Source organism: Pseudoalteromonas sp. MIP2626, assembly GCF_013414205.1.
Lineage (GTDB): Bacteria > Pseudomonadota > Gammaproteobacteria > Enterobacterales > Alteromonadaceae > Pseudoalteromonas > Pseudoalteromonas nigrifaciens.
The window spans coordinates 1-13,134 of the sequence record NZ_JAATTW010000003.1 but is presented as its reverse complement, the minus strand read 5'-3'; the positions used below and the strand labels follow the sequence as shown (position 1 = coordinate 13,134).

The 13,134-nt window shown below is 41.8% G+C and carries 9 protein-coding genes; all 9 read right to left on the bottom strand.

The features are described from left to right. Positions 1-155: 155 nt before the first annotated feature. On the bottom strand, positions 156-1,595 hold the full coding sequence (tldD, locus tag HC000_RS02855; protein WP_011329320.1) for a metalloprotease TldD: 1,440 nt from the start codon (positions 1,593-1,595) through the stop codon (positions 156-158). Beyond that, complete coding sequence (locus tag HC000_RS02850; protein ID WP_179806924.1) at positions 1,592-2,419, bottom strand: carbon-nitrogen hydrolase family protein; 828 nt, start codon at positions 2,417-2,419, stop codon at positions 1,592-1,594. The genes tldD and HC000_RS02850 overlap by 4 nt, the downstream gene beginning before the upstream one ends. Positions 2,420-2,457: 38 nt before the next feature. Then, positions 2,458-6,309, bottom strand: a complete 3,852-nt coding sequence (locus tag HC000_RS02845) for a YhdP family protein (RefSeq protein ID WP_179806923.1) — start codon at positions 6,307-6,309, stop codon at positions 2,458-2,460. Continuing rightward, entirely contained in the window at positions 6,309-7,781 is a 1,473-nt protein-coding gene (rng, locus tag HC000_RS02840) for a ribonuclease G (protein WP_011329323.1), read from the bottom strand. The genes HC000_RS02845 and rng overlap by 1 nt, the downstream gene beginning before the upstream one ends. Position 7,782: 1 nt before the next feature. Then, positions 7,783-8,352, bottom strand: a complete 570-nt coding sequence (locus HC000_RS02835; protein WP_179806922.1) for a Maf family protein — start codon at positions 8,350-8,352, stop codon at positions 7,783-7,785. After that, positions 8,352-8,831: a rod shape-determining protein MreD gene (mreD, locus tag HC000_RS02830; protein WP_089368784.1), complete on the bottom strand. Its 480-nt coding sequence runs from the start codon at positions 8,829-8,831 to the stop codon at positions 8,352-8,354. The genes HC000_RS02835 and mreD overlap by 1 nt, the downstream gene beginning before the upstream one ends. After that, the gene (gene mreC / locus HC000_RS02825; protein WP_172459221.1) at positions 8,824-9,666 is read right to left on the bottom strand and encodes a rod shape-determining protein MreC; all 843 of its coding nucleotides are present in this window, start codon (positions 9,664-9,666) and stop codon (positions 8,824-8,826) included. Before mreC ends, mreD begins: the two co-directional genes overlap by 8 nt. Next, a complete protein-coding gene (locus HC000_RS02820; protein WP_011329327.1) occupies positions 9,666-10,709 on the bottom strand; it encodes a rod shape-determining protein in 1,044 nt (347 codons plus the stop codon). Before HC000_RS02820 ends, mreC begins: the two co-directional genes overlap by 1 nt. A gap of 127 nt (positions 10,710-10,836) precedes the next feature. Beyond that, a complete protein-coding gene (locus tag HC000_RS02815; protein WP_179806921.1) occupies positions 10,837-12,876 on the bottom strand; it encodes a formylglycine-generating enzyme family protein in 2,040 nt (679 codons plus the stop codon). Positions 12,877-13,134: the final 258 nt, after the last annotated feature.

The following is a 13,134-nucleotide window of genomic DNA, read 5'->3' as shown; positions in this document are numbered from 1 at the left end:
CAGCCGTGAATAGGGTTCAGCTCAAAATACAAACCATGTTTAGGTTTATATACCAGCTTATTTAAAGCACACACTTAGTGATCGCAAGCCAACACCCTTTACTTATGTCCAAACACTGCGCTGCTTTTATCTTTTATTAAATCAAATAGCAGTAATTAAGCTGTTCCGCCTACTGTTAACTTGTCTATTTTCAAACTAGGTTGACCCACCCCAACAGGGACGCTTTGGCCGTCTTTACCGCACACGCCAACGCCTTTATCAAGCGCAAGGTCGTTACCTACCATAGATATTTGCTGCATTACTTCTGGGCCGTTACCTATTAAGGTTGCGCCTTTAATTGGTTGGGTAATTTTACCGTTTTCGATTAAATAGGCTTCTGATGCGCTAAATACAAATTTACCTGACGTTATATCAACTTGTCCGCCACCAAAATTAGGCGCAAACACGCCTTTTTTAACACTACTGATAATATCTGCTTGGCTGTGCTCACCGCCTAACATGTAAGTATTGGTCATGCGTGGCATAGGTAAATGTGCGTACGATTCACGGCGTGCGTTACCCGTTGGGCTAACGCCCATTAGGCGCGCGTTCATTTTATCTTGCATGTAGCCTTTTAAAATACCGTTTTCGATAAGTACGTTATAGGCCGCAGGTGTGCCTTCATCGTCTACGTTAAGTGAGCCACGACGATCAGCCATAGTGCCATCATCAACCACAGTACATAGCTCAGACGCTACTTTTTGCCCTACTTTTCCGCTAAACGCCGAGGCGCCTTTACGGTTAAAGTCGCCCTCTAGGCCGTGGCCTACGGCTTCGTGTAATAATACACCTGGCCAGCCATTTCCTAGCACCACTTCCATGGTTCCGGCTGGTGCATCAATGGCTTCTAGGTTCACCTTTGCTTGGCGTACTGCCTCTTCTGCAAACTCCATCCAACGTGGTTTACCCTCGACTAACTCTTTAAAATAACCATAATCTAAACGCGCACCACCACCGGCTCCACCGCGTTCACGACGACCATTTTTTTCAAGTAGTACTGAACAATTTAAACGAATAAGTGGGCGAATATCGGTGGCAAAAGTACCGTCGCTAGCGGCAATAAGTACTTCTTCGTACACGGCCGACATTGAACTTATTACTTGCTCTGCGTCGGGTGCTAGTTCACGAATATAGTTTTCAAGCTCTCGTAACAAATTTACTTTATCGGTATCGCTCATACTTGAAATTGGCTGATGCGGGGCAAACTGCTGCTTTGCAGTTACATCGCTAAATACTTGAATTGATTTATTTTCACCGGCCTCGGCAATACTACGCGCTGCAGTTGCGGCTTTATTAAGTGCTTCAAGGGTGATTGCATCTGAGTACGAAAAACCGGTTTTTTCGCCGCTTACTGCGCGTACACCTACGCCTCGTTCAACATTGTATGAACCTTCTTTTACTAAGCCGTCTTCAAGTACCCATGATTCATGGTGACTTGATTGAAAGTATAAATCAGCGTAATCCACCTTATGTTGATGAATGTAGGCGAGCGTTTTTTCGAGTTCTTCTCGATTTAGCTGGCTGTCGTGTAATAAATGCTGTTCAACCGTATTCATAATAAATGCTCTCTAAATCGTTGATGAGATTGCACTGGCATATCTCGTCGAATTTTGTGTAATTGCTTTAAATCTAACGTGGCGCTTATAAAACCTGTGCCCGTGGGCAACTCACTTAATGTATCTCCCCAAGGAGACAGAACTATACTGTGGCCATAGGTTTGGCGGCCATTTTCATGTGCTCCATATTGCGCTGCAGCAATCACATAACATTGTGTTTCTATTGCACGAGCCGCCAATAAAGGTTGCCAATGGGCTTGTCCGGTCACTACCGTAAAGGCGCTAGGGACTAATATAATTTCTGCGCCTTGGCGTACAAGTTGAGTATATAAAGTACTAAAACGCAGATCATAACATACTGTTAAGCCTATTTTACCAAAGGGAGAGTCGACAACAACAACTTCATTTCCTGCTTGAGTAAAGTCTGATTCTCGATAGCTGGCTGTTGAATCGTCAACTGTTACATCAAATAAATGCATTTTATTGTAGCTGGCAACGAGCTCACCTTGGGCATTAAATAAGTGCGACGCGGCGTAATATTTATTGTCGTTATAAGGTTCTGGCATAGTACCAGCGCTTAACCAAATATTATGCAATTGGCACAGCTCGCTTAACTGCTGCTTATAACGCTCTGCATGCTTAGCCACTTTTAAGGTATCGTTACCCGATTTACTAAACACTAAAAAGGCTTCAGGCAAGCACACTAATAGTGGCCTTGTAGTGGGTAATTGTTGTAACTGATTAACTAGCGTTTGTATGTTTTGCTCAGGATCAACCCCAGAGCACATTTGCAGAGCAATAATTGTCGGAATTGCTTCACTCATAAGGTAGCACTCATTAGCTATTTCTCATTGGCTATTTCTCATTGGGTAACGCTCACCTCAGCGTCTTTTAGTTTAAGCTTTGTTGCTGCTTGAGGCTGATTTTGCGCCGCTTGTGGTAGCGTTACTTCACGACTTTTACGGTCAAGTTCTTGTACTTGCGGGTCATTCATTTTACCGGTTACTTTAAAGTTTATTTCGGAAATAACGCGCGCCGAGTGAATCACTTTATCTATAGCAAGCACAGCAAGGCCGGTAACGGGGTTAACCATCCAAGCTACTATTATAGGTATGCTGGAGGTTACTTGCGGCGCAACCGCTAGGTCGTAGTCTATTTCTAGGGTATTTAAATTAGCATAACCTTTAATGGTTAAGTCGGCTGGTACGCCATCCATTTTAGTATCTTGAGTGTAGGCAATGCCTTTATCAAGCTGCATTGTGCCTTGCATGCTGTTATAAAAAAAACCTTTGGAAAACACATCTCTAAAATCGAGTTTTAATTTACGCACTAGTGAATCTAGGCTCAGTAACGAGAACACCCGCGCGCCACCATCACTTACCTCGGTTAAATGTCCTTCGCCTAAACGCCAATCAATATTGCCCGAAAGACTTGCTACATCAAGGTTATACGGGGCTGCTTGCCATGCAAGATTATAGTTAATGGTTGCGTTTGAATCTTTAATTGCGGTGGTTAAGTCAAACTCATTAAATAATGCGCCTATATCCTCACTTTTAAGCTCACCGCTGAGTTGCGTTTGGCCATTTTGCCACTGCCCATGGGTGCGTAAAATATGATCGTTCTTATCAACCACTAACTCAGAAATAACAAGCCGTTTACCATCCCCCAATAAAGACGCGCTTACTTTACCTAACTGATACTGACTCACCTTACAATCGCCACATTCAAATTCTATTGCGGGTAGCTGAGTAAGCCAGCTTACGTCATCGGCTGTTTCTGTGCTTGCAACTGGCTTAACATTTGTTGGTTCAATAAAGTTAACCCTTAAATAATCGCTATTAATTCGAATCGGCTGGCTGGCTTGCGAGATAGGAATTAGCACCCCTGCACGCAATTCTTTAGCATTTAACTTTAGGTATAAATCGTTTTGGGTAGGTGCTAAGCGCATTTCAAAGTCATTAAATTGCACGTCACTAATATTAAGTTTTTCTATATTAGCAAGTACTTCATGCAGTGGTGGCATAACACTAGCTGATGCTTGCTCTGAGCCTTGCTTAGATACATTTATAATTTGCTCAATTAACTCTAGCCACGGAAGCAAATCGGTTTGTGGTAAATTAATACTAACCGCTAAATCTTTTTTATTAAGCCCTAAATCATTTTTACCGATAACAAAATGAGCATTATTAAAGTGGGTGTTGGCGTTATCTAAAATGGCGTTAAAATAAAATAGCTGCTTTATATTAGCGGTAATTAAGTTAGATATATTATCGCCTTGAATAACTGCATTGAGTGGCCATGGTTGCTCGCTGCTTTTAGCATAGTCACCCGGTAAAGTACTGCTTAAACCAATTAATGACGAGGTTACTTGCGCACGATAATCAAACCCTTGTTCGGTAAAGTTAAGCACTAAACCAATATCGGCTGCACTTTTCCCGCTAAGGTAGTTTTTTAATAACCCTTGGCCGCTCGCAATAAGAGTCTCGGCATCTAGCTGCGCTTTTATGTTTATATTGGCGCGATAATCTTGCTCAATACTTTTGCTGTCATAGTTAATATTGAGTGGCATGCCCAACCATGTTGCAGTGGCATTAGTGAGGGTTATTTCATTGTTTTTAAAATGCAGCTCGCCGTTTAAGTTATCCAGTTCAATGCCTGGAGTCGCAATATAAACAGGTAAGTCTATTAAATTTACTTTGCCGCTCACACTTGCACCATTAGCAAATTTAGAACCAATTAACAGCTCTATATCTGCACTAGCTTCGCCTTTACCTTGCACAATTTTAAAAATTTCAGCAAGCGGGCTGGCAAGTGGCGTGGCCGCAAAAAAGTCGTGCATTTTTTCAAGCTCGGCTTGCTTATCTATTTTAACTACTAGCTCATCGGCATGCATTAAATCGCTAATGCTAACGCGTACACTACTACCCACAGCTAAATTTACTAACTTGCCTTGCTGGCTATAAATATCCATGCGCTCGTTGGCAAAATGTAACTGGGCGCTGGCGTTAGTAACTGCAGGCCAGTCGGGATCAAACTGATAAGTGGCGTTATCTATTTGTGCTAACACATCAAACTGCCCAGAGCCGTCACTAAATGGAAAGCCTGTTAGCGGGCCTGCAAAAAGCACTTGTGCTTTTGACACTTCACCGCCTTTTATAGCGCCATTTAAATAGCTAACTAATTCAGGGCTCATCGCTTTTAAAGGAAAATAATACCCAGCAATACTCGCGTCGGGTGCAAATGCTTCGGCGTATAAATCTAAACGCGGTTCGTCGCCTAAGCTAAGCTGCATTTCTGCAGCAAAGGTTACTTCATCATTATTAAACCAAATATTGTCACTACTAATGTGCCAAGCATTACTGCGCTTGGCTAAATTGAGCTCTATATTTAATTGCTCATAATCTATATTTTGGCTAAAACTATCACCGGTAATTAGGCTGTTATTTTCACCAAACAGGGTAATTCGCCCGTATTGCTGATTAACCAGAGCACTAACTCGCAGTTCTTGTGCGGCAGGTATTGCGTGCTGCTCTTGCCAGCCAATATTATCGGCTTCAAACCACAGCTGCCATTGCTCACTATGGGTATAGTCTAAGTAAGCTTGCTTTATTTGCCCACTAGGTTGGCGCTGTAAAAATGGCGTTAGGTTATTAAAGTTAGTCAGCTCGGCTAAATCGCTAAGTAGCGCTATATCAACTTGCTGTAACCAAATTTTATTTTGCTTACCCAGCAGTGCCTCAAACTCTAAACTCGGCCAGCTTTTATCATTACTATTAAACGCTAACCCCGTGCTTTTCAACCGCCAGCTTTTTTGTTCAGGAAATAAATGAAATCCCCCTTCGCTTAGGCTCAGCTGTTGTTTTTCTCCAGCCAACTCCCAACGTGCAAAACTAGGTAACCACTGTACTTTAACATCACTCACTAAACCTTGATTAAGCTCTAACCAAGCTTGTAAGTTTATGTTGCTGTGCAGTTGCTGTTTTTCGGTATTAATATATTGCGCTAACCAGTTAGATACATCTACCTCATTAGCTTGCACATACATGTCGCCTGCCATTTTTTCAATAGTATCGCCTTTGAGTGCAATTCGCGCATCAAAACTTCCCACCGAAATACCCGGTAATGCTAAGCTACCGCTACCTAAGTGTTGCTTATTTTGATTTTGCCAAACAATATTCTCTAACAGTAACTTACGCTCAGTACCGTCTTCTAAAATAAAGTTAATGCTGGAGTTTTCTATTGCGAAGTGGCCTGTGTCACCCAAAAATAGCTCTTCTATTAGCTCTTTTTGCTCAAACGACACTTCGCCTTCATTTTTGGCAAATAAATTAGCTACTTTAATACTGGTATGAAAGCCATTTATTACAAAGTAGTTTGACTTTAATTGCAGCGTTTTTAAGCTTTCCCACAAGTTAAGCTCTAAACTGGTTTTAGCTATAGTGAGTGCAATAGGTGCAGTTTGGTTGTCTTTAAATGATAGGTTTTCGAGCACTAGAGCAGGCCCGCTACCTTGCCAACTTGCTGAAATAGAGCCGATTGATAAACTAATATCAAACTTGGTATGTAGGTAGTTTTCTATATTATCTTTATAGTCGTTTGCATAAGGTAGGGTATATTTTAAAATAGAAACAGTCACGGCCAGTAACACTAAAATTATGGCACACGTTTGCCATAACTTTCTAAAACAAAAAAAACAGACCGCTTTTGCTTTCATTACATCATTACCACATCAAACTGCTCTTGGCTGTATAAACTCTCAACTTGAATATTGACCTGTTTGCCAATAAATAGTTCTAATTCGGCTAAGTTATGATATTCATCGTTTAGTAATGCTTCACATACCGCTGGCGCGGCATAAACCACAAACTTATCTGCATCGTAAGCACGATTAACCCTCACTATTTCGCGCAGTAATTCGTAGCACACTGTTTCTACTGTTTTTTGTGAACCACGACCAGAACACGCAGGACAAACATCACATAATATATGTTCTAAGCTTTCGCGGGTGCGCTTACGGGTCATTTCTACTAAACCTAATGCCGACAAGCCATTAATATTAGCTTTAGCACGATCTTTTGCTAATGCCGATTCGAGCGAATGCATTACGCGGCGTTTATGATCTTCACTTACCATATCGATAAAATCGATAATAATAATACCGCCTAAATTACGCAGCCTAAGCTGGCGCGCAATAGCAGAAGTTGCTTCAACATTGGTATTAAAAATGGTTTCTTCTAAATTACGATGACCAACAAATGCACCAGTATTAACATCAACCGTGGTCATCGCTTCGGTTTGATCGATAATTAAATAGCCACCCGATTTAAGGGTTACTTTACGATGCAGCGCTTTTTGTATTTCGTTTTCAACATCAAACAAATCAAAAATGGGGCGCTCACCCGGATAATATTCAAGCACTTGCGACAAAATTGGCACAAACTCTTCGGTAAATAATTTAAGCTCTTGGTAGGTTAGTTTAGAGTCAACCCTAATGCGTTCCATGTCTTCGCCCACATAGTCACGTAGCGTTCTAAAAGCAAGGGTTAAGTCTTCATGTAAGATACTGGCTTTACTGGTTTTTTTACGACGTGACACCACTTTTTGCCACAATTTTTGTAAAAATGCAGCATCGTGCCTTAATTCGGCTTCGCTTGCGCCTTCTGCGGCGGTTCGCACAATAAAGCTGCCGTTTTCATCGCTGTATTCAGCAACGATTTTTTTTAATCTGCCACGCTCTTCTTCTGTTTCTATACGCTGGCTTACGCCAACGTGGGTGGCGTCGGGCATAAACACTAAATAGCGAGAAGGTATGGTAATGTCGGTAGTTAAACGCGCGCCTTTAGTACCCAGTGGATCCTTTACCACTTGCACCATAATATATTGCCCTTGGCGAACTAACTCACGAATATCTTGTACTTTTTTTATCGGGGTATCGTCAACACCTTCAACAATAGAGGCGCTATTTACAATATCTGAGGCGTGTAAGAATGCAGCTTTTTCAAGGCCTATATCAACAAAGGCGGCTTGCATGCCGGGTAAAACACGGCTAATTTTTCCTAAGTAAATATTACCAACAATCCCTAAATTGCCAATTCGCTCTAATTGTATTTCTTGTAGAACACCGTTTTCTATTAGGGCAACACGGCTTTCACTTGGCGTGACATTAATTAGTAATTCTATACTCATGCTAGCCTCTTAAGAATGTTTGTAATAATTGTTCGGTCTCGTATAAAGGTAAGCCTACTACAGCAAAATAGCTACCCGAAATATGAGTAACAAATCGACCGCCTAAGCCTTGAATGCCATATCCTCCTGCTTTATCTTGTGGCTCGCCACTTTGCCAGTAGGTATGTATTTCATCATCGCTGAGGGTTTTAAAAGTAACATTAGTACTTACTACGCAGCTAAGCACCTTATCTGTTGTTGCAAAAGCAACCGCGGTTAATACCTGGTGAGTATTGCCCGACAAGCGCTTTAATGTATGGGTAAAGTCATTTTCATCACAAGGCTTACCAAGTGATTTATTGTCAATAACCACTACGGTATCGCTGCCCAGCACTGGGCGATCGGTATAACCAAGTGCTACACCCGACTGCGCCTTTAAACGCGCTAAGCGCTCTACATAATCATAAGGTGGTTCATTGGGGAGTTGGCTCTCGTCGGCATCAACACTAAACTGTGTAAATTCGATTCCTAGTTGCGTTAAAAGCTCTTTACGGCGAGGCGAGGCAGATGCCAAATATACGGCGTTGGTCATTATCTGATCCTAAAATGTCTACGGTATTTACGCAGTAATAAAAACACCCATACCCAACTCAACATACCTGTAAGCACAGGCCATAAGTATTGCGGGCTAAAGTACACACCCAATAAAAAGTGATTTAGCCAAAACTGCATTAAGTGATAGAGAGTTAAAAATAAGCCAATTAATAAGCTTTGTTGCCATAGCGAAAAGTTACGGATTTTTTGAAAATTACTGGCGGTAACAAAAATACAGATTGAATAAGTAAGTGAATTAACCCCTAGCGGCGAACCAGAAGCTAAATCTATTAATAAGCCTACAATCCATGCGGTTCCTATATTTAAACGATGTGGCACAGCAAGTGACCAATACATTAATACCAATAGCACCCAGTCAGGACGAAAGGGTTCAAACGAAAACGGTAACGGCATCAAAGCCATTACTAACGCAAAAAAAATGCTCAGTGCAATTAACAACGAATAACGATTAATCATCGCTAACCTGCTCCTGTTGATTTCGCCACAGCACTACTAATAATCTAATACGATCTAGCTGCGCTATGGGTTCTGCATAAACTTGTGCAAACGGCTGGCCTTCATCGCGATTTATTTCAGTAACTACGGCAACGGGGTAGCCCTCCGGAAAGATGCCTCCAAGACCTGAGGTCACTAATACATCGCCAATACGTACATCTAGGCTATGCGGTACATGAGAGAGCTTAACAACATTAATTTTACCTATGCCTTCAACCACTGTACGCACATCGTTACGTAAAATACGTACCGGCGTAGCGTGGGTAGTGTCGGTCATTAATAACACGCGTGAGGTGGTTGAGCCTACTTTGGTAAGCTGCCCTACTACACCCATATCATCAATTACGGCTTGGCTTTCGCTAAGTCCATTGGTGGTTCCTCGGTTTATAACAACTTGATGACTATACGGGTTTGAATGAACTGACAGTACTTGCGCAATAATTTTACGATTTGACGGTTTAGCCGATGAGCCTAATAAGGCGCGCAATTTTTGATTCTCTCTGCTCAAAAACTGGTATTGCTGTAGCTGCTCGCTTTGCAGCATTTGCTTTTTTTTCAGCGCTTCATTTTCGGTAAGTAATTGATCGCGGGTATGTAAGCTTTTTGCACCAAAGCTAAATACTTCGTAGGGTAAATTAGCCACATAAATTAATGGGCTAACCAGTGTATTTAAACTAGTACGAACGTTTGTTCCACCTTCGGTGTACTTATCGCCAATAATCAGTATGACACTCAAAAGCACTGCGACAAAGAGTCGCAGTTGCAAGGAGACGGTTTGTGCAAACATTGATTTCATTAGTCGTAACTAAATACATCACCGCCGTGCACGTCTATCATTTCAAGCGCTTTACCACCACCACGGGCAACACATGTAAGCGGATCATCAGCAACCACAACCGGAATACCAGTCTCTTCCATTAATAAACGATCTAAATCTTTTAGTAATGCACCACCACCGGTTAACACCATACCGTGCGCTGAAATATCTGACGCTAGCTCTGGCGGTGATTGCTCAAGGGCAACCATTACAGCACTAACAATTCCCATTAATGGCTCTTGTAGCGCTTCAAGAATTTCGTGCGAGTTTAATATAAATGAGCGCGGTACGCCTTCGGCTAAATTACGGCCACGCACTTCAATTTCGATTGGTTCATCGGTTTTAAAAGCAGAACCAATTTGATGCTTAATATTTTCAGCAGTAGCTTCGCCTATCAGGCTACCAAAGTTACGACGCACATAATTAATAATTGCCTCGTCAAACTTATCGCCACCAATACGTACCGACGAGGAGTAAACTACGCCGTTTAACGAAATAATAGCCACTTCGGTAGTACCGCCACCAATATCAACAACCATAGAACCTGTGGCTTCTGATACCGGTAAACCTGCACCAATTGCCGCAGCCATTGGCTCTTCAATTAAATACACTTCGCGAGCACCCGCTCCCATTGCAGATTCACGTATTGCACGTTTTTCTACTTGGGTTGCACCACAAGGCACACATATAAGTACACGTGGACTTGGACGCATAAAGTTATTGTTATGCACTTGCTTAATAAAATGCTGTAACATTTTTTCGGTAACATAAAAATCGGCAATTACGCCGTCTTTCATTGGTCGAATAGCTTTAATGTTACCAGGCGTACGGCCTAACATCTGCTTTGCTTCAGTACCTACTGAAGCAACGCTTTTAGGCCCACCAGCACGCTCTTGACGAATAGCAACCACTGATGGTTCGTTAAGTACTATGCCTTCTTCTTTTACATAAATGAGGGTATTGGCTGTACCCAAGTCGATCGATAGATCGTTTGAAAAAATACCACGGAGTTTTTTAAACATGAGGCTGGATGACCTTTGAAATACGTTCTTATTTAAGCTGCTTTCACTTTAATACGCTAATATAATGAGCGATATTAAGCACAGCTGCCTTTGTAATTTAGTTAAAAAAGGAAGCAAAGCTTCCTATTTATCGTTCGCGAACTAAGCGAAAACCTATGTAGTTAGCTCTAAAGTCGGGCGCTAATATTAATCGCGTTGAGGCACGTGCAAGGCTAGGCGCAAAATTCCACGCTCCACCTCTAACCGCAACATCCGACTCACCCGAGTTTTTGTTAGTCCATTCCCATACATTGCCTACGGTATCGTATAAACCAAATGCATTAGGAGAAAATGATCCTACCGGTGCAGCACTCTTGTTTGACCATTGACTACCACACCAGCCACAATTCGCTAAATTTTTACCAATATCGTTACCCCAAGGGTATTCTGTTTGACTACCTGCGCGTGCAGCGTATTCCCACTCAACCTCATTAGGTAAACGAAACTGTTGACCTGTTTGCCCTGACAACCAATCAGCATACGCTTTAGCGTCGCTATAAGTTAAACAAACAGCCGGAAAATCACTTGTTTGCTCAAACCCAGGATTACGCCAATTTAAATTAGCTTCCCATACGGGTTCGCCATTTAAATAATAGGCGCAGCCTTTACCTTGCTCAGCTTGTGTTTTGTAGCCTGTATTAGCAGCAAACTGCTCATACTCACCTACTGTCACTTCTTTGCTTTGCATAGCAAAAGAGTTGGCAATTACTTTTTCAATAACTGGGCGCTCATTGGCTAAACCATTGCCATTAATATCGCCCATTTTAAATTTACCTGCCGGAATAACAACTACCGAAGTTTTTACATTAGCGTTTAATACACTAATGTTGTCGCTAACTTTACGAGTTGTTTGCTCTGGTTGCTCACGCGTGTATGTCGGTGCAGCAATCGACTCTGACTTTTTTACTAAATTGGCATGCACGGTTTGTGCTTTATTTAAATCAACACGTACCTGATAAGGTTTATAACCAAGCTTGCGCACTTCAATATTGTGCACACCTCGCGGTAAGCGGGTTACTAAGCGGGTTGAGCCAAAGCTAACCCCATCAATAAACACTTCGTCGTCGTATACGTTTGAGCGTAGCGTTAATTCTACTGCTTGGTTTTTATCGTTATTAGCAATAACCGAGTTGTTTGTTACCATAGGCTTTACTGCATAATCACGCACTGGTTGCTCGTTTAAACGAGCCGCCGAAACGTTGCCATTATCCGCGTGCTTACTGAATGTTAACTGACTATCTGAAAAAGTTGTGCTGTAAGTAGGCTGATATGTTGCCGCCATGGGCGTGCCGTATTCAGAGCAGTAGCGGTTATCAATGCTTAATAAGTTACATAAACGGCTACTGTTAACTTCACCACGCATAGTAACGCTTAAATTAACGTTATAATTGCCTTGGCCACTAAATGCACTTTTTACCACATGACTACTTAAAATTTGTACCTGAGCACCGGCCAAATTACGTTTGGGTTCAACTAAACGCTCTTCAGTTAAGTTAGCAAATATTTGGTCAACAAAACGCTTAGTCGCTTTTTGTAACCCCATTTGCTGTCCGCGTTGCTCACACGCTGCAAGTGTTTCGGTACGCTTACAATTAATTGTGTGATTAACCTCTAACGTGCCTTCGCGGGTAAATTCGTTACGTAAACGCTCTACTCTGGCGGTAGTTAACTGCTCTTTTAAGCTCTCTAAAGTGTTTAAAAGCGTGTGTTTAGCAACACGAATTTGCTCTATATCTTTACGGTGGGATGCAATTGCCGCCAACTGCATAGAAATATCATCTTTATTTTGCTTGTGATCGACCACAGCCTTTTGATAACGTGCCTGAGCTGCGGTTATATTAATACTAGGATCATCAATTAAACGACGGTACATTTCATTCATCGCGTCGAGTGCTTGGTTTTTTTCTTTATCTAACTCGGTTGAACGTGAACGCAAAAGTTGCAACTGGGTTTGCAGTTGGCTTTCTTCTTTTAAATGTTTATCAAGTATTGTTGTAGATTTGTCATAGTCGATCTGTTTTGTACTAATCTCAGATTCAATTCCAGTTACTGTTGCTGTGTCTTGTGCAAATGCACTACTAGCCAACAAACTAGCTGAAATTAACAGAGATAAAGGAGTAATTCGCATATATTCAGTCCCAAAAAGCGGCAATTATTTGGTCGTTATTATTTTTCTAAAATAAAGCCTTATGCTATGTACTTGAAGCACAAAACACAAGCTTTGTTCAATTATTATCTAAGTTTACAACTATTCACGTGTTTCACGCCAGTAAATAACCCGATCATTCCCTCGAAAGTGGCCAAATTGTCACGGCTAGCGCATTTTAATCCCAGACTCTAGCAGGGTTGAGCGGTAATCATCGTCTAGCCCTGCCATTTTCTTTTT